The following is an 18673-nucleotide window of genomic DNA, read 5'->3' as shown; positions in this document are numbered from 1 at the left end:
TCAAGGCAGGCCACCTTGCCTCGGATGGCCAATCGCAGCTCCCGTGTACTGGAGTTTGCGCCATCACTGTGACACCCGTCATGACGCGGGTTCCGCTGGATGGATCACGCAGGCAGTGGTGGCCACGGCATCGAGTTATCACGGGGGTGTACGGCAGGCGAAGCATGCCAGAGGGGACCATTGCATGTCATAGCCATAGCCAAAGCCAAGGACTACGGCCGGTATGAGCAAGCAGCGGCGCACGAAGGGCGAGGGATTCGCAATAACAGGAGGCCGACCACTGAACAGTACGCCTGAGGTAGAGCGTCGGCGACTGTGCGCCGACGCGGCGCGGAACCAGGACCGGATGGCTGCCGCTGCGCGTCGGCTACTCAGCGCGGGGGGCGATCGCCCTCGACGATGTCGCCAGGCTGGCTGGTGTCGGCGTCGTGACCGTTGACCGACGATCTGCAAGCAAGCACGAGTTGCAAGCAAGCACGAGTTGATCGCCCACGTTCAGCCTCAATACATGGAAGATGTGGCTACTGCCACTGCAAGAGCCTTCGCGAATTCGGATCCGTGGCTAGGACTCGTGGCGCCCTTGGCATTCGCTGGTCGGCAGCCACATGCCCATGCGGTTGCCTCGTGACTGATTGAACCTGCCCGCGCAACGGGCACTGGAGATCAACCCGACAACCTCCGATCCCGACTAAGTTGGCTTCGAAGGTGCGGGTCGCACCATCCGGCTACACGCAGTGATAGCTACCGTGACCCTGCGCTGACAGATATCATGAACCGGCAGGCCGAGGAGTTCATGCTCGGTTTTGGAGGTGATCGAATGGCAAGGCAGCGCGATCGCGACTCGGTCGTTCGGATTCGCTCGCGACCGATCTCAATCCGGACCGGTTGAACAGGGCTGTCGGTGCACAATGTCCGACCAAGAGCCCGTTGCTACACAGCGTGCCCAGTCACCCGTCACCAAAGCGGAGCTGGAGGCAAAAGGGTTTGCCGAGCCGCGCATCGTCGGCCGTGGCGGGTTCGGCGTGGTATATCGGTGCCGAGAAGCCGCCCTCGATCGTGTCGTTGCGGTCAAGGTCCTCACCGGCACCGACGACGCCGACCCTGACAACCTCGAACGTTTCCTCCGTGAGCAGCAGGCCATGGGCAGGATGTCCGGTCATCCCAATATCGTGCAGGTGCTACAGGTCGGCACCACCACCGCCAATCATCCTTTCATCGTCATGCCATATCACTCCGAAGGCTCGCTCGAGCGAAGGATCCGCGACAATGGCCCACTGCCCCTCGCCGACGCGCTACATATTATGGTGAAACTGTCAGGTGCCCTTGAGACCATCCATCGCACAGGCATTCTGCACCGCGATGTCAAACCTGCGAACATTCTGCTGACTGACTACGACGAGCCTCAGCTCACCGACTTCGGCATCGCACGCATTGAGGGCGGATTCCAAACAAGCGCCGATGTCGTACTCGGATCCCCTGCGTTCACCGCGCCCGAGGTCCTACAAGAAGGGGCCGCGTCGGTGGCATCGGACATCTACGGTCTCGGCGCGACATTGTTCTGCGCGATCACGGGTCATGCCGCATTCGAACGACGCACGGGAGAAGGAGTGGTTGCCCAGTTCCTCCGCATAGCTGCCGAACCGATCCCGGACCTGCGCTCCGACGGCATACCGAACGATCTGTGCGCGGCAATCGAAGCCAGCATGGCTCGCAATCCCGTGGCTAGGCCTCATTCAGCCGAAGAGTTCGGCGACCGGATGCGCACTATTCAGCGCAATCACGGCCTCTTGGTCGACGACATGGTCCTCCGAGCCCCGCCGACAACCGACCCCAGGCAGGCACGTCGATTCGACACCTTCCTTGCTGAGTCGCCGAACGCTTCGCACCCCAGGCCGTCGCTGTCCCGACTATCGACACCACCTGCCGCCGCTACGAAGTTCCGCCCCGCCCTACAGACAAGGACTGTGATTCCGCGGCCTCGGTTGCTTGAAGCTCTGCAGTCCGACCGCAGACCTCGATTGATCGTGATACATGCTCCGGCAGGGTTCGGCAAAAGTACCCTCGCAGCCCAGTGGGCCGAACAACTTCGCCAGCAAAACGTCGTCGTGGCGTGGCTCAACGCGGATCGCGACGACAACAACGCTACGTGGTTCCTCGGTCACATCCTCGAGGCGATCCATCGCACACACCCAGGACTCACTGCAGATCTGGCGGCCGCTCTCGAGGAGCACGGACGTAGCGCCGAACGCTACGTGTCCACCACGCTGATCGACACCATCCACGAAAGCGGCGATCGGGTGGTAGTTGTCATCGACGACGCTCACCGCATCACTGACAGCGGATCGTTAGCGGTGCTGAGTTTCCTCATCGACCACGGGTGCCACCATCTGCAGATCCTCGTCACGAGCCGCTCCCAGATGCACTTTCCTATGAGCACTCTCCGAGTCCGCGAAGAAGTGATCGAAATCGATTCCGCAGCATTGCGTTTCGATCCGACGGAGGCGCGAGACCTGCTGGTCGACATCGGTGGTCTCCCCCTCTCACCCGGCGATATCGCCGGGCTCCACCAGTGCACCGATGGATGGGCCGCAGGACTGCAGTTGGCCTCACTGTCGTTGCGAGGCCACGACGACCCGACCGCATTGGTGGGGCATCTCACCGGCAGACATCACGCCATCAGCGCCTACCTGACCGAGAACGTTCTTGAAAACCTCGATCCCGATCTCGTCGACGCGCTGTTGGCGACCTCCATCACTGAGCTCATCTGTAGCGACCTCGCCACCGTGTTGACCGGGCATCGCCGCGGACAGGTTCTCCTCGAGGACATTGAACACCGAGACCTGTTCCTACGCCGAATCGACGACGACGGCCGATGGTTCCGCTATCACCACCTCTTCGCCGAGTACCTCCGCCAACGACTCGAACGAGATCATCCGGAGTGGATTCGCGAGCTGCACCGAGCGGCAGCGGAGTGGTTCGGGCGCCACCACCTGTTGAGTGAAGCCATCGATCACGCCCTTACTGCTGAGCTGCCGGAACGCGCGGTGGAACTGGTCGAAGCCGATGCTCTCGACCTTGTGCAGCATTCGCAGCTGGCTACCCTGATCGGACTGGCAGAGAAACTACCGTCGTCATCGGCCGCAACACACCCCAAACTCCAGATAGCACTCGCCTGGGCATTCATGATGCTGCGTCAGCGTACGGAAATGGAGACCGCCCTGCACCTGGCTCTCCCTGCTGAGTCGTCTCGACGGCAACCATCGTCAACTATCGCTGTCGAGGCGGCGATCATCAGAAGCGTCCAGAATCTCCTCGACGATCGGGTCGGTGCCGTCGATCAGTTGGTCCACGACTGCATCTCTCAGTCCGAGTCCCTGAGCCCGTGGGTGATGTGCGCAGCGACGAATGTAGAGGCCTGCGCAGCTCTCTACAACTTCGACTTCGATCAGGTCCGAGCCTGGCACGAGCGGGCAGCACCGTATCTCCCGCACCTCCCGGGCGCATTGAGTCCGATGTACAGCTTCTGCCTCGCAGGCTTGGCCGACTGGGAACAACTCAACACCATCGCGGCGGAGCACAACTTCCGAACAGCGCTGAAACTGGGACGTACCAGTGCCGGTGAGAACCCCTACACTGCCACCGTTGCCAGCGCCCTACTCGGAAACTTCTTGTACGAGCGCAACCAGATAGTCGAGGCCGAGCAACTACTCGACAATTGCGAGAAGCTCGGGGCAGCCGGAGGATCAGCAGACTTCATGTTGGCAACCTACGGGACAGGCGCCCGCGTGAAGGCATTGCGCGGCGATCTCGACAGCGCAGCAGTGCGCTTGACCGAGGGCGCTCGGATCGCCAGGGTCTTGGACCTGCCCAGACTATCCGCCGGCATTACCAATGAAGCGGTCCGCCTTGGACTGAAGACTATCGACCGCCGGACATCGAGCTTCGCCGTCGACCCCGCCGACCTTCCACACAATGGAATCGAGAAGCTGATCGTCGAGCTGGAACAGGATTCCTTCATACGATCTGTGCTACGTGACGATCCTCCGCTCGCCATCGGATACGCAACGGCCCTGGCCGAATCGATCGATTCCGCACGCCGTCCCCGGGCAGCCCTGCGCGCCGCACTCTTGCTGACAACCTGTTATGCCGCTGATCATAGGATGCCACAGGCCAAGCATGCCCTGTCCGGTGTCCTGGCCGACTACGCCCCGACCGGACTCACTCGCCCGATTCTCGACGAAGGCTCCACAGTGAGAGTCCTAATTCACGGTTTGCTCGACGATCTCGACCACGGACGCTGGAGCCCCGACTGGACTCCAGTACCCCGCGCATTCCTGGCTCAGCTCGCTGCGGTCGACCACACCACACAGTAGCGAACCACTACTTGGACACCGTCCAGACCGCTGTTTGCACGAGATATTGACATGCGACGCCACCTTCTGCATGATTTCAGGCAGCAATGCACGAAACCAAGCAGCATGCGCAGCCGAAGCTCGCGTTGAGCAACTACATGCTGCTACTAGCCAGCAACGTGGGAGGTGTGATGCGGCCGATTCCAGCACCAGCTGGCGTAATGGCTTCGAACAACTGGCGAAACAAGACGAAAGAGTCTGACGCGCACCGACCGGCCGCTCGCACCAATCTGCGCGATTCCGCGCACTTCGGCACCGTGCCACGCAATATCGCGCGATACGAGCCACGCCGAGATCCGTGGTGCACTCGAGCTTGTCGCAACCGCCATGGCTGACACCACCTCGAGTCAAGAGCAGGCGCCGCGCTCACCTACAGTCGAATTCCCACCGACAGGCTGGCCAGACAGCACGAGGGCCGATACCGAGACGCCGAACCCTCTTGCTCCTCCTGCCAGCGGCACAAGGGCAGAGCAGCCGGGCTGCATCGATCCCTTTGCTGCCGATGTCTGACAGTTGGTTGTCGACCGCGCCGCCACGATTCCGGCATATCCCTCCTTGTTCTAGACCAACGAAATCCATGAAACAACAAAGGATTCAGATGAAGTTCAGCCCGGCCGACCACACCCAAACGGTAGTCAGCCGCCTTCGACAGCCGGCAGTTTCGTGAGCCCGCGCGAGGACGTCCGACAAGTCGAGACCAACCCGGTCACGGCCCCACGTGTCGGAGTCGTTCGCGAGTCCGGCGCGGGTGAGCGGCGGGTCGCCTTGGTGCCCAAGATCATCCCCGCCCTGTCCAAGCAGGGTGTCGAGGTGGTCGTGGAAGCCGGTGCCGGCCTCGGCGCGCTCATCCCCGACGCGGCCTATGTCGAGGCGGGCGCGACCATCGGTGATCCGTGGTCGGCCGATGCCGTGGTCAAGGTGGCCCCGCCCAGCGACGCCGAGGTGGGCAAGCTGTCCTCCGGGCAGACCCTGATCGGGTTCCTCGCCCCCCGCAACGCCGAGAACCAGATCGGCGCTTTGAAGTCCGCCGGTGTGCAGGCGTTCGCGGTGGAAGCGATCCCGCGTATCTCCCGCGCGCAGGTGATGGACGCGCTGTCCTCGCAGGCGAACGTGGCCGGGTACAAGGCTGTGCTGCTGGCCGCGTCGGAGTCGACGCGGTTCTTCCCGATGCTGACCACCGCCGCGGGCACCGTGAAGCCCGCCACCGTGCTGGTCCTCGGTGTCGGTGTCGCCGGTCTGCAAGCACTGGCCACCGCCAAGCGCCTGGGTGGGCGGACCACCGGTTACGACGTGCGCCCCGAGGTCGCCGATCAGGTGCGTTCGGTCGGCGCCCAGTGGCTGGATCTGGGTATCGACGCCACCGGTGAGGGTGGTTACGCCCGTGAGCTCACCGAGGACGAGAAGGCTGCCCAGCAGCAGGCCCTCGAGGACGCCATCAAGGGTTTCGACGTGGTGATCACGACCGCGCTGGTCCCGGGTCGTCCCGCACCGCGTCTGGTCACCGCCGCCGCGGTGGAGGGTATGAAGCCCGGCAGCGTGATCGTCGACCTGGCCGGGGAGACCGGCGGCAACTGCGAACTCACCGAGCCCGGCGAGATCGTGGTCAAGCACGAGGTGACTATCACCTCGCCGCTGAACCTGCCCGCGACCATGCCCGAGCACGCTTCCGAGCTGTACTCCAAGAACATCGCCGCGCTGCTGGAGCTGATGCTGGTCGACGGCAAGCTCGCACCCGATTTCTCCGATCAGGTGCTGGCCGATTCCTGTGTCACCGAACGGCAGGATGCCCCGAACGACCAGGCGAAAGCTGAGGTGAGTGCCTGATGTATTCCGAATTGCTGGCCGATATCGCGATTCTCGTGCTGTCGGGGTTCGTCGGATTCGCCGTGATCTCCAAAGTCCCGAACACACTGCATACCCCGTTGATGTCGGGTACGAACGCGATTCACGGCATCGTGGTGCTGGGCGCGCTGGTGACGTTGGGCAATGTGGAAGACCCGTCGGTCTTGGTTCAGATCATTCTGTTTGTCGCCGTGGTGTTCGGGACTCTCAATGTCATCGGCGGGTTCGTCGTGACCGATCGGATGCTCGGCATGTTCAAGGGTAAGAAGCAGGCGGCCCAGTGATGCACTCCGTCAACGATATCGACAGCATGTCGTACCTGGTCAACGGCCTCTACATCGTGGCCTTCTCCATGTTCATCTACGGCCTGATGGGCCTGACCGGCCCCAAGACCGCGGTCCGTGGCAACCAGATCGCCGCAGTCGGTATGGCTGTGGCGGTTGCTGCCACGCTGATCTCGGTCCGGCACACCGACAGCTGGATTCTCATCGGCGCCGGCCTGATTGTCGGTGTGGCACTGGGTGTTCCGCCCGCGGTGCGCACCAAGATGACCGAGATGCCGCAGCTGGTCGCCGCGTTCAACGGTGTCGGTGGTGGCACGGTCGCGCTCATCGCGTGGGCCGAGTTCATCGACAGCTCGGGCTTCTCGGCGCTGCACGACGAACCCACCATTCACATCATCATCGGTTCGCTGTTCGCCGCGGTGATCGGTTCGGTGTCGTTCTGGGGCTCGATCATCGCCTTCGCCAAACTGCAGGAAATCCTGTCGGGCAAGCCGATCGGCATCGGCCGCCTGCAACAACCGCTGAACCTGCTGCTGCTCGCCGGCGCGATCGTCTGCGCCGTGGTGATCGGTTTGGGCGCCGACAACGGTGGCGTCTCGCAACTGTGGATGATCGGCCTGCTGGTGCTGGCCGGTGTGCTCGGTTTGATGGTCGTGCTGCCCATCGGCGGCGCCGACATGCCCGTCGTCATCTCACTGCTCAACGCGCTGACCGGTCTGTCGGCCGCGGCCGCGGGTCTGGCGCTCAACAACACCGCGATGATCGTGGCGGGCATGATCGTCGGCGCGTCCGGCACCATCTTGACCAACCTGATGGCCAAGGCCATGAACCGTTCCATCCCGGCCATCGTCGCCGGTGGTTTCGGTGGTGGCGGTGGCGCGGCCGGTGGCGGCGCCGGTGGCGAGAACAAGCAAGCCAAAGCGACCTCGGCCGCTGACGCCGCGATCCAGATGGCCTATGCCAACCAGGTCATCGTGGTCCCCGGCTACGGTATGGCCGTGGCTCAGGCCCAGCACGCGGTCAAGGAAATGGCTTCCCTGCTCGAGGGCAAGGGTGTCGAGGTCAAATACGCCATCCACCCCGTCGCGGGCCGGATGCCCGGTCACATGAACGTGCTGCTGGCCGAGGCCGAGGTGTCCTACGACGCGATGAAGGAAATGGACGACATCAACGGCGAATTCGGCCGCACCGATGTGGTCCTGGTCATCGGCGCCAACGACGTCACCAACCCGGCCGCCCGCGACGACAAGACCAGCCCGATCTACGGTATGCCGGTCCTCAACGTCGACCAGGCCCAAAGTGTCATCGTGTTGAAGCGGTCGATGAACTCCGGCTTCGCCGGTATCGACAACCCACTGTTCTACGCCGATCACACCTCCATGCTGTTCGGCGACGCCAAGAAATCCGTCGGCGCGGTCACCGAAGAACTGAAGGCGCTCTAAGCGCCGTCTCCTGGGCCCGCGCTACCAGTCCATCTGGCTACCATGCCATCTGGTTGCGCGCCGTGTCGTCATCACGCTGTTGCATCCGTGCACCCTCTGCAGCGTGATGGCGACACACCCAACTTCGCTGCCACCGAACAAACAGCTGCGATAGGGCGAGCCGCGCTGTCACCGCAGCAATGTCGGGCAACCACCCATGCGGTGACATTTCCTGGATCGCATCCCGAACTGTGTGCACCGAAGGAACCAGCCGTGTGCGCCGTTAGTCGACAAGATCCTGGAGCGCTACTCGAAATGCCAATCCACGTAGCTTGCGGCCGATCTCACCATCCCTGCGTGGTTCTCATCGACGACCCGATTTCGGAGAGTCCCGATTTCGGGAATCGTCACGGCGATCTCGTCGCCTGCAACGAGCCATCGCTTGTTGCCGCGGTCTGAGAACGAGCCGCCCGGTGTCCCGGTGAAGATCACATCGCCGGGCGCCAGCGGGGTGAATGTCGAGATGTGCTCGATGAGGGCGGGCACATCGTTCATCATGTCCGAGACCGGCGCGTCCTGCATCACTTCGCCGTTCAGCGTCGTTGTCACGCGTAGAACGGAGGGATCGGGAATCTCGTCGGCGGTCACAACCCACGGACCCAGCGATCCCGTCCGGAAGAAGTTTTTCCCCGCTGTGAGAGTAGGTAGTTTGCGTTGCCAGTCGCGGACGCTACCATCGTTGCCGACCGAATAGCCGCCGACGACCTCGAGTGCGCGCTCCCTTGGGACCGCGCGGCAGTGACGTCCGATGACGACGACGAGTTCCCCTTCGAAGTCCAACCAGTCCGCCGCTGCAGGACGCACGACGTCCTGATCTGGACCGGTCAGGGAGCGCCACATCTTCATGAACAAGGAAGGCGGCGCACCTGGGTCGAACTTCGCGCCGCTCAACTCGGCCACGCGGCGACCGTGTTCGGCGTAGTTAACGCCTACGCAGATAATTGCGCCGGTTCCCCTTGCGGGAGGCAACAGCTTCACCTCCGTGAGCGGGAGGCGTTGGCCATCAAGCGGCGGAGTTTCGCGCGCCCGCCGTGTCAGAAACGCGCCAAGCGGACTGTCACTCGGTGGGCCCACCCACTCGGTCACATCGATGATGTCGGAATCGTCGATGAACCCGATTCCAGGGGTCCTAATGCCTCGGTCGAAAAGTGCGACCTTCAATTCTTCTCCTTTCTCAAACGCGTGCGACGGGGTAAGCGCACGCGGAGCGTTAACGGTTGTCCATTCGGCATTCCGCACTGGGAAGTACCTCATTTGTTCTCGTCTCACCGCCCAACGACATCCTTACGGCGCGAGTGACGGTGCTGCCAGTATGGTGACGGCAGCCTCAAAGGTGGCAGCACGCGTCCCGCCCGGTGGAACCACAAGATGGCAAGCGCCACGCCCGCGTTGTTCAATCTGACAATCCATCACCGCGTCTGTGATGGCAGCAGACGTCGGCAACCAAGGGCCGTCTTTCACATTCCCACCGGAGGTAGCGGTGACGCGCAGGTCGCGACAGATTTTGATCACGTGGGCCGGCTCACCGCTATGAGAGTTGGCGAGCCGCCGCAGCCGAGCGACCGACTCCGAGGATCCCCTGGCTTCTCGGCACAGTGGGGAGTTCCACAGCCTGGAGGGGCAGTCCACTCGGCTGGTGCCGACCATGCGCCCTGGGTGCCAGATTTCGTCCCCGCCCTCGGCTGCATCCAACCAACAGAAGTGGCATTCCCACCGGAGCCCCTCCGATTGCGGGCCTATTCGACAGCGCCGCAACAGGATCGAGGAGGTACCGGGTCTGGCCAATCGGTTGCGCTGGCCTGAATCCAGACCCAGCAACGGTCGACCGCGTAGTCGCCGTGGACGTGAATTGCAGCTCAAGACCAAACGCGGCAAACCCACGCCGCCCACCGCCAGGAAACCTCTCGCCAAACCGGCACTGCTCCCAGGTGCTCAACAACAAGCCACCAGGCCGTCGTGGCCATGCTTTATTCGCACGCGACGCCGAACTCAACCGGCGGCCGCATCGCGGAAATTGCAACGAATACGATGAATTCGGTACAAAACCGACACATACTGAAGGAAAGACATTGCCGCGTGTACCGCACCGCCGTCGCGAAGATGCCGAAAATCCCGAGGACATTGCAGCCTTCGATAGATTGGAATCCGAACGACGAGTGCCCACACCGAACAACTATAGCGCTCTCGCGAATGCTCCCGCACAGCTTGACGGACTACTGCCGTATGCGCAAAATTTGCGGCAGGCAGTGGAATTGGGACCACGTCTGCGCGACCTCGTGATCCTCGTCAGTGCCAGTGGCAAAGGGAACGCATACTTGGCGGCGCACCACGAACAGGATGCTCTCGCAGCCGGATTCACCCCGGACCAAATCGCCGCGCTGTCCGATCCCGAATCCCAAGTCGGGCTGTTCACCGATCTCGAAATGTCGATTATCCGATTCGGGCGGGCGATAGCCAACAACGAGGAGATGACTCCCAATATGTGGGACGACTTGGCCCGCCACCTCTCACCGAAACAGTTGGTACAGCTCACACTGACGGCCACGCGGTACATTTCGGGGAACTTCGCTACACGTGTACCCGGAATCGGCCTCGAGGACGAATTCGAGCACGACCGCATCGAAACCGAGACCTAGCGAACCCGTCACGTGACCATCTGCGAGCGGGAGCCCCCGCCCGCTATTTCCCGGCTTACTGGCAGCATAGGCGCCATTCGTTTCCACACGCCACGACCGCATCGCCGCGTGGTGCCCCCCGTGAACCCGGGCACCGAACAACCGCGTATTGAATGCGAACGACGCCGACAAGTTCAATTCGACATCGTCGGATCAGGCGCTCGGTTCCACATCGTGTCGGAAATGTATGGCGGCATCGGCAACGTCCACGTGTTCACAATTCGTGGGCTCGCGGCGATGGTGGCGGCAGTGGCAACTGCCCTGGAGTGCAGAGCTCACAGTCGACGACCAGCCTGTCTACCGAACGAGCCTAGTCGCGAACACCGTCGACATCGCGGTCCCTTGTCGGCGCCGCGTGGAAACCCGGTCCCGCCTGCCGGGACCGATGCCTGGACGCGGAAGCGACGCAAGTGTTCTGATCGGAGATACGAGCCGACCCAGCGCGGGGGCACGGAGGAGAACGAATCCGATCCCGGGAACGGGTACCGGGCTAGCGTTCCCAGAATGCGCTTGCGTGCTGTCGGCTGGGAGCAGCAGACATCAGAGATGGGACGCGAACGTACGATGCCTGACCCGAAACGCAAGGCCGTGATCAAGTCCGGCACGAATCTGTCTTCGACCACGGCAGCCAAGCACAAGGAGTGGTCCGCTCAGCCAGGCGAAGCACATGTTTACGCCCAAGTCCGCGGTATGCGTAGCAGGGTCTGACGCTTCAACCACCCGCCGCACGGAACTGTTGCGGTCGGAATCGATTCGAGACTTTCGACCTCATTCTTCTAGCGCGGCACTCGCCGCGACGGAAACGGCGACTGCAGATGATGTCCTACCGGCGATTCTGGTTCCGTGGCAGTCCGCGACGTGGACGCCAGTCACAACGAAATATCCACCTACGCAAGGAGAAACACCGGTGTGCCTAAAATTTTGTCCGTGACGGTAAGCAAGCCAGGCATCAGACATCGAACTCGGCCGATGGCCCACTGACGGACCGATAGGACTTGCAACCCACGGCAGGTGATGTGCAGGCAATCGTGGTTGGCAACACGATCCTGGTACGAATCCGTACTCGAGCTCAAGCTGGAGCAAATAGCGAGCGATGAGATCTGGAACGCGATCTCCCGCATCTCCTCTCGGCAAGACCGACGTAGTCCGCGGCCCGGAGGAACGCACCCAAAGCGCTCCGAACAAACTCGGCCGGACCGTGTAGAGAACCGCAACGCACTCACCTTTCGCCGCTAGTGCAGCCAGACTCGAGACAGCGCCCGCCGCCCCCAGCTCCTGTGCTTGCCATGGTCGTGCCGTCATCGTCGTCACAGCACCTGCGGCATGAACGGTGCGCAGGACAGCGACGCCCTACTCAATGTACTGCGAACTCGATGTACTGCGAACTGAGTGGGCGGACACCCACATGGTAGCCACCGCCCCGAGACCCTCACCCAGTCTGCGGACCGCAGGCTGCCCTTCAGCCCGCACCCGATCTGCTCGCTACTTCGAAAGAAGCCTCATGACCTATCTTCTTCACATCGACTCCTCTTCTCTCGGAGAAGGTTCCGTCTCCCGCCAGGTCGCCCAATCCTTCCGCGATGCATGGCAAGGTCAGGCTGTCCACCGCGACCTAGCCGCCAACCCGGTGCCGCACCTGAGTGCCGCGGGAATCACCGCCCGCACCACCGACCCCGCCCGATACACCGCCGAGCAGACCGAGGCCGCCGCACTCCAAGATGAACTCGTCGAAGAGTTCCTCGGCGCAAGCGCCTACCTGTTCACCGTGCCTATGTACAACCTCATGATGCCATCGGTGTTCAAAGCGTGGCTGGACCAGATCATCATCGGCGGCCGCACCCTAGACCGATTCGGCCCTTCGCCGGCGGCTGGCCGACCGGCCGTGCTGATCTCCGCCCGAGGCGGCGGCTACGGGCCTGGTACCCCCAAACACGGCTTGGACTACGTTGTACCCGCCCTGGAAGCAGTCCTTGGCCGCGACGACTTGCTGGGCTTGGATATCACCACAGTGACCCCCGAGCTGACCATGGCCCCTCACGCCCCAGCGCTTGCCTCGCTTCTCCCGGTGTATGAAGCCTCCCTGGCCGACGCCCACAACCGAGCCCGCCGCCTTGCCGAAACCATCGGTGCTCTGACCCGAGCCTGACCGCCCCTCCAGGCGATCCTCGTCCACTTCGTCCTCGGCGGGGCATCGGACTCTCTCGGGTCCGCGATGGTTTACGAACGCTCGCGGCGGTTCACCCGTTGTTTCAACCGAACAGGCGGGGCACGACAATCCGCAGCCAGCCGACGCTGATCACTGAGCGGGCGCTAGCCGATCGCATGAGGTGTGGGCGCACTCGTGTCGGCGACCACGCAGACCATGGCGTCGATCAGCACGCCGGATTATTCACCGCGGATAGCGAGACGAAGGGGCCGACCCGGACTGTGTACCGATCCAGCCCATCCCTACGATCACTACAACGCTCTTCCATACTCGACTGAACAGGACTCCCCATGGCTCGAAAAGTCGTTGTCACACTGATCGATGATTTCGACGGGACATCCGCTGCCGAGGAATCCGTCTCGTTCGGGATCGATGGGGCGAGCTTCGAGATCGACTTGTCCGATACCAACGCCGCCAAGCTGCGCGATGTGTTCGAGCAGTGGATTCCGCATGCACGCCGGACCGGTCGGATCAAGGGAATCAGGCGTCGGCCCGAAATCACTACAGCGACGAGTAAGTCCTCGCGCCGCAGCGATATGACCGCCGTTCGAGCATGGGCCGTCGAGAACGGCCACAAGGTCTCGACCCGCGGCAGGATTGCGGCCGAGGTGATCACCGCCTACGAAAAGGCCTCGGCGTAGCACCAAGTACGCGGAGGCGTGGGCGGTTTTCGGCGAGGGCACATCCCCACGCCACCACCGGGCCCGCCATCGAGGTAGCGGCGAGGGAAGGTACCGAGGGTCTGCGGTCCACGCCACCCGCCCCCGCCTGGCGAGATTCTAGCAATCCCGTTGTCCCGCAACACCTTCAGTACGGCGCAACCGCTAGACCCTTGGGTTCGCTGCCGTCCGAGCCTCCTCCCAGTCCTCTGTTCACACGATTGGAGGGCCTCACTGGTCGAGCAAAGGCGATGGGTCAGCCTCTGTCGGTCAAACCCAGCTACCGCGAACCGACCCTGCGCCAGCCCCTCCCACGAGGTTGGGCTAAGCGCAGTGGCAGCACCAATCGCGTGGCAATCCGTGCCGGAACTCCAGGCAGACTGATCACCCAGAAGAGCTGCTGACCCCGGGGAATCGAGGTTCCTCATGCCTTACCTGAACCGCATTGGTTGACTCCGTTCGCTGACTCGTCCCGCTGACCGTGCTTACGTTTGTGCTGTCGACAGCTTCAGGATCTCCGGGGCCCGGCAGCGGTGCCGCCTCCCCGCGGCTGTCGCACAAACCACTGGTTGTTGTACTTCGCGGTATGAAGACGATCGCCATGCACAAGGCTTGCAGAACGCTGGAGACGCCGAACAGGATCACATCGCCGTCCAGCACCGCCTTTCGAGCATCAGCCGGCCCGGAATCAATGCCCGGCCGAAAGCCCGACCCCGACCAACCGCTCCACGACCTCGGTAGCATGGTCGACGAACGCATCACGGTCCGTACCGAGATTGCCCTCGGTCCACTCCACGAACAGCGAGATCAGCGCACCGAATACCGCCGAGAACCGCATCCTGACCTTCGGATCGTCCGGAGATCCGTCGACCAGGCCGCCCAACAGCGTGACAAATCTGGGGCCAGTTTCGCGCACATACCGCCGCAGGTCGGCGTCCGCAAAAGGCTCGACCAACAAGATGCGACAGAGCCGAGGATCGCCCTCCATGAGGCGAGCGGCGACCGCGAAACCCGCACGCAGGTCACCGGCCGACATCGCTTGCGCGACAGCCGCTTCCATCTGCCCCCACGCGGCGTCGTAGACCGCGTACAGCAACGCCTCAGCGTTGGGGAAGCTCTCGTAGAAGAACTTCTGACTCAGCTCAGCCTCGCGGCACACCACGCGCATCCCTAGTGCGGCGACGCCGCCATGGCCGACCACTTCGATCCCAGCGTCAACGAGTCGCTTCCGCCTTTCGGCGACGCGATCCTCGGCCGGCTGTCCGCCATAGCTCCTTGACACAGGCCCACATTAGCAACAACATCCTAATTGGAAACCACTTGCTTCCCGATGATGTGGAGAGATCGATGTTCGACGAACAGCTGTTCCAGCAATCTCTGTTCGAGCCACGCCTGATGCAGCCGATCCCCGAGGTCCTCAATACCAGGGCTGAACCCGTGCGAATCCTCGACGAGGCCGCCCTTACGGCTATGACGCGGGAGTGGTTCGACGAATACGAGAAGAAGATCGAGTTCTACGGCGAACACGGCATCGACATCGGATGGACCCTCGAGTGGGCCAAGAAGTACTGGTGGAGCTGGAAAGCCAGGGATATGAGCTACAACCATGAGCTCTACACCAACGACCTGCGCTACAAGGACGTGACCACCCTCGGCGCCGTCATGGTTGGCCTGAATGTCTTCGTGGAGTACAACTTCGCATTCTTCGACGCCATTCCGGACTGGCGCTACGATCCGATCCCCGGTCAGTCGTATGTCGACGTGACGCCGGAGGGCGAGGTCCGCATGGTCGTCCGGTATTACGGCAGCGGCCACCTTGTGGGCCCGCTCAAGCTACACCCTTACGGCAATGATGCCGTGGCCATCCCAGGCAACGGCGCGTTCATTCAGTGCACCGCGGTCGACCGCTACCACTTCAACACCGATCACCTGATGTACGAGGGTGAGACTCTCTACGACCTGATCGATGGAGTCCAGCTGTCGGGGATGTTGCCCGCCCCGTCGTCGAAGAGCTTCAAGCTGTTGATGAGCGGCGCCGGTGTGGCCACACGAGTCATGACACTGCTCAACCGAGCCACCGCCGTCGAGCGTGGAGTACTACCCCGATAGCTGTTCCGAGCTCCGCCGGACCTGCCGTCGGATGTAGGTCGCTGGTCGGTCGGACCGCTCGGCCCAGAGCCGGTTCGGACAGGACCCGTCACAGCAAGAGACGCACGTGCAGAGCGTTCCAGGAAAGCTCCCTCTCGTCCGGCCCCCAGCCGCGAACTGGTTGGACCGAAACAGTGTGGCGACCTAGCCACCGGCAATACGAACTTATCGGACGCTAGTCCGCCCGCATGTCAATGTGAGGACTCAGGACATGCTTTACCGTTTGTCATCAAGTGACGCTTGACCTTTCGGGGCCATCGATGGTCTTGTTCCGTTCGGTCTTGTCGGTGATTCGAGCGGGTGGTTGTGGATCAGCAGGCGGTGGTGGAATACCGCTACCGGCGGTGTGTGAGGTGCTGGGTGGTTCGCCGATCGGCGAGGTCGCGGCCCGATACGGGACGTCGCGACAGTCGCTGGATACCTGGCGCAAACGGTTCCGGCAGGAGGGTTTGCCCGGACTGGCCGACCGGTCGCGGCGCCCGCGCACGAGCCCGACCCGCCTCGATGCCGATATCGAGGCGTTGATCTGTCGGATGCGACGCGATCATCCGCGGTGGGGCGCCCGCCGGATCAGCCACGAGCTGGCACGGCAGGGCTTGGAGCGGGTGCCGTCTCGGGCCACGGCGCATCGGGTGCTGATGCGCAACGGGATGGTGAATCAGCAAGTCCAGCAACACAAACGCCGATATCGGCGGTGGCAACGGCAAACTCCGATGCATCTGTGGCAGCTCGACCTCGTCGGCGGTGTTCCGTTGGCGGACGGGCGAGAGTGCAAGATGCTGACCGGCATCGACGATCACTCCCGGTTCGTGGTCGTGGCCGCGGTGCTGGCGGCGCCGTCGGGCCGGGCGGTGTGTGAGGCATTCACCGCGGCGATGCGCCGCTACGGGGTGCCCTCGGAAGTACTGACCGATAACGGTGGCCAGTTCACGGGCCTGCGGATCAAGCCTCAGCCGGTGGAGGTGTTGTTCGAACGGATCTGCCGCGACAACGGGATCACCCAGCGTCGCACCAAGCCGCGTTCACCGACGACCACCGGGAAGATCGAGCGTTTCCACAAGACTCTGCGCGAGGAATTCCTCGACCGCGTGGCCCCGTTCGAGTCTCTGGCCGCTGCGCAGGAGGCGGTCGACGGCTGGATCTCCTCCTACAACCACCAACGCCCGCACCAGGCTCTGGACATGGACACCCCGGCATATCTGTTCCGCCCCAACGGATCTACCCGCCTCGACGTTCCCGCGAACCTCGCTCCGGAGCGCTCTGCGGACGAACCATCCCCGCCCGGACCGCTTCTGGTCGACGTGATCGAACCCGCACCAGCACCGTCGGTGGACGGTGCGGTGGAACTGGAGACCAGGGTGCCGGCCAGCGGCGAGATCACCTTGACCAACGCGCGGCAAAAGGTCAGCCTGCGCGCTTGCATCGGGCGCACGGTGACCGTCTGGGCCGACCACGCAGCCTCCACGTCAGCCTCGACGGACATCTCATCCGCACAGTCCCATCACGACTGTTGCCCGAACACCTGCAACTGCTGCGCATGCGCGGTGCCCGCCCCGCAGGACCACCACCGGCCAAGCCCGCGTTGCGGAAAGCCAACGGCACCATTGTGATTGGGTCCGGCGAATCGATCGAAATCGACCGCACCGTCGATAAAGACGGTGTCGTCGGCATCGGCGGACAACAGCACCTCGTCGGGTTCGCCTGGGCCGGTCGCGCCGTCACGCTGCGGCTGGACGGGCACCTCCTGCACGCCATCGCCGACAACGCCCTGATCGGCACCTGGCCCTGCCCGATCACACGCGACCATCTCGGCCGCATCCGCGGCGCGCGCACGCCTTCGACACCACTGCCACCAGCACCGCTGCCTCCAGGATCACTGCGCGCCCAACGTCGCGTCCACGAATCCGGACGCATCCTCGTCGCGAGCCAACGCATCAAACTCGGACCCCGCCACCGCGGCAAACTCGTCACCGTCGTCATCGAAGACACCCATCTACGGATCCTGCACGGTGAAGAAGAGATCGCCGTCCGACCGCGTCGAAGCACGAAACCGATCACGCGCCTCTACGTCACAGGCAAAGGAGCGACCCCGACCAGCGGTCAAGCATCTGGTGATGACGTTCGGTCAAGCAACTCCTGAGCCCTCACAGTGACAGGCCGGCCCCGAGCCCGCCCTAACGCGTCGAAACAGCAGCCCTGCCTCGATGGCGGCCTGACTCACGGAGTTCCATCATAGGCGACCGCGCCCGACTCTCGGGCTGACTGCGCCAGCTTGCCGAGAGCAACTGGCGGCGACGAGCCTGGTGTTCGCCAGCTACTACCGGAAAGCGCATGGCCCACCGCGGCGCCGAGCGCGACCAGCCCAAGCTCGACGACTGGGAGACCTACCGCACCAGCGTGCTGGACTCTGGCCTGGCCATCACCGGGCCGCCGTCGTGGACTATCTAGTCACGAACTGACTCAGTTCTGGTGTCTGGCGCACGGGCCGCGGCCACCGGTCGGGATCACGCATCGCTTCTCGACGGTTGCCACCCGAACCCTGTCAGGCGTTCTTTAGCTCATCAAAAGCCTTGCCGGATAGATGTTTACCGGTGAGGGCGGGACATCTGCGGGCCCGCCGGACTGAGAAGAAACGGGGACTTGATGATGAACTCGATCGGGCGGATAGCCGTGCTGTGTGGTGCGGTCGCCGCGCCGTTGTTGGCGACCTCGCCCGCACATGCCGGGGACTTCCCGAATTCGTGCCTGGCGATCAACAACCAGCTCTCGGGCAACGTTGTGATCGAGTTGGGCAACCCTGAGTTCGCCGGCACGAGCTGGACCGTGGCGCCCAACGCCTTCGACCTGCTCACCCTCGATAGCGGGGCGATCGTGAACCGTCACGGGTTGAAGACCGCTTCCTTCCTTGAGGAAGATGGTCATCATGTCCAAGCGTTACCCACCCGAGGTTCGCGAGAAAGCGCTGA

At 63.1% G+C, this 18673-nt stretch carries 13 protein-coding genes; 11 read left to right on the top strand and 2 right to left on the bottom strand.

Annotation, left to right across the window (positions count from 1 at the left end; translation table 11 throughout):
- Positions 1-908 precede the first annotated feature (908 nt).
- The 4 genes from ACWF82_RS20505 to ACWF82_RS20490 all read left to right on the top strand — a co-directional run bounded on the left by ACWF82_RS20505 (position 909) and on the right by ACWF82_RS20490 (position 7980).
- On the top strand, positions 909-4373 hold the full coding sequence (locus tag ACWF82_RS20505; RefSeq protein WP_452503324.1) for a protein kinase domain-containing protein: 3465 nt from the start codon (positions 909-911) through the stop codon (positions 4371-4373).
- Between the two features lie 702 nt (positions 4374-5075).
- On the top strand, positions 5076-6236 hold the full coding sequence (locus tag ACWF82_RS20500; protein ID WP_452503322.1) for a Re/Si-specific NAD(P)(+) transhydrogenase subunit alpha: 1161 nt from the start codon (positions 5076-5078) through the stop codon (positions 6234-6236).
- On the top strand, positions 6236-6538 hold the full coding sequence (locus ACWF82_RS20495; protein ID WP_452503320.1) for an NAD(P) transhydrogenase subunit alpha: 303 nt from the start codon (positions 6236-6238) through the stop codon (positions 6536-6538). The genes ACWF82_RS20500 and ACWF82_RS20495 overlap by 1 nt, the downstream gene beginning before the upstream one ends.
- Positions 6539-6564: 26 nt before the next feature.
- Positions 6565-7980 (top strand): NAD(P)(+) transhydrogenase (Re/Si-specific) subunit beta, encoded by a 1416-nt coding sequence (locus tag ACWF82_RS20490; RefSeq protein ID WP_452503503.1) that lies wholly within the window; start codon positions 6565-6567, stop codon positions 7978-7980.
- A gap of 285 nt (positions 7981-8265) precedes the next feature.
- Here the strand turns inward: ACWF82_RS20490 and ACWF82_RS20485 are convergent, their stop codons facing one another.
- Entirely contained in the window at positions 8266-9180 is a 915-nt protein-coding gene (locus tag ACWF82_RS20485) for a fumarylacetoacetate hydrolase family protein (protein WP_452503318.1), read from the bottom strand.
- Positions 9181-9947: 767 nt separating this feature from the next.
- Between ACWF82_RS20485 and ACWF82_RS20480 the strand changes: the two genes are divergently transcribed.
- The 3 genes from ACWF82_RS20480 (at position 9948) to ACWF82_RS20470 (ending at position 13541) form a co-directional block, all read left to right on the top strand.
- Positions 9948-10655: a carboxymuconolactone decarboxylase family protein gene (locus ACWF82_RS20480; protein WP_452503316.1), complete on the top strand. Its 708-nt coding sequence runs from the start codon at positions 9948-9950 to the stop codon at positions 10653-10655.
- A gap of 1540 nt (positions 10656-12195) precedes the next feature.
- Positions 12196-12840, top strand: coding sequence for an FMN-dependent NADH-azoreductase (locus ACWF82_RS20475; RefSeq protein WP_452503315.1), 645 nt, complete (start codon positions 12196-12198; stop codon positions 12838-12840).
- Positions 12841-13190: 350 nt separating this feature from the next.
- Positions 13191-13541 (top strand): histone-like nucleoid-structuring protein Lsr2, encoded by a 351-nt coding sequence (locus ACWF82_RS20470; protein WP_452503313.1) that lies wholly within the window; start codon positions 13191-13193, stop codon positions 13539-13541.
- Positions 13542-14247: 706 nt separating this feature from the next.
- On the opposite strand, the gene ACWF82_RS20465 is transcribed toward ACWF82_RS20470, so the two are convergent.
- A complete protein-coding gene (locus tag ACWF82_RS20465) occupies positions 14248-14841 on the bottom strand; it encodes a TetR/AcrR family transcriptional regulator (RefSeq protein WP_452503311.1) in 594 nt (197 codons plus the stop codon).
- Between the two features lie 65 nt (positions 14842-14906).
- Between ACWF82_RS20465 and ACWF82_RS20460 the strand changes: the two genes are divergently transcribed.
- The 4 genes from ACWF82_RS20460 to ACWF82_RS20445 form a co-directional block, all read left to right on the top strand.
- Positions 14907-15668 carry a nuclear transport factor 2 family protein gene (locus ACWF82_RS20460; protein WP_452503309.1) on the top strand — a complete coding sequence of 254 codons (762 nt, stop codon included), beginning with the start codon at positions 14907-14909 and terminating at the stop codon, positions 15666-15668.
- 299 nt (positions 15669-15967) lie between these two features.
- Entirely contained in the window at positions 15968-17317 is a 1350-nt protein-coding gene (locus tag ACWF82_RS20455; protein ID WP_452503501.1) for an IS481 family transposase, read from the top strand.
- The gene (locus ACWF82_RS20450) at positions 17290-17847 is read left to right on the top strand and encodes a hypothetical protein (RefSeq protein WP_452503307.1); all 558 of its coding nucleotides are present in this window, start codon (positions 17290-17292) and stop codon (positions 17845-17847) included. The genes ACWF82_RS20455 and ACWF82_RS20450 overlap by 28 nt, the downstream gene beginning before the upstream one ends.
- Positions 17848-18350: 503 nt before the next feature.
- Positions 18351-18673 (top strand): hypothetical protein (locus ACWF82_RS20445; RefSeq protein ID WP_452503305.1); only part of this gene is annotated, 323 nt, incomplete at its 3' end.

This window comes from Nocardia sp. NPDC055053 (genome assembly GCF_053608285.1).
Note: the sequence above shows the minus strand (reverse complement) of the source record. Positions and strands in the feature narration are given on the sequence as shown.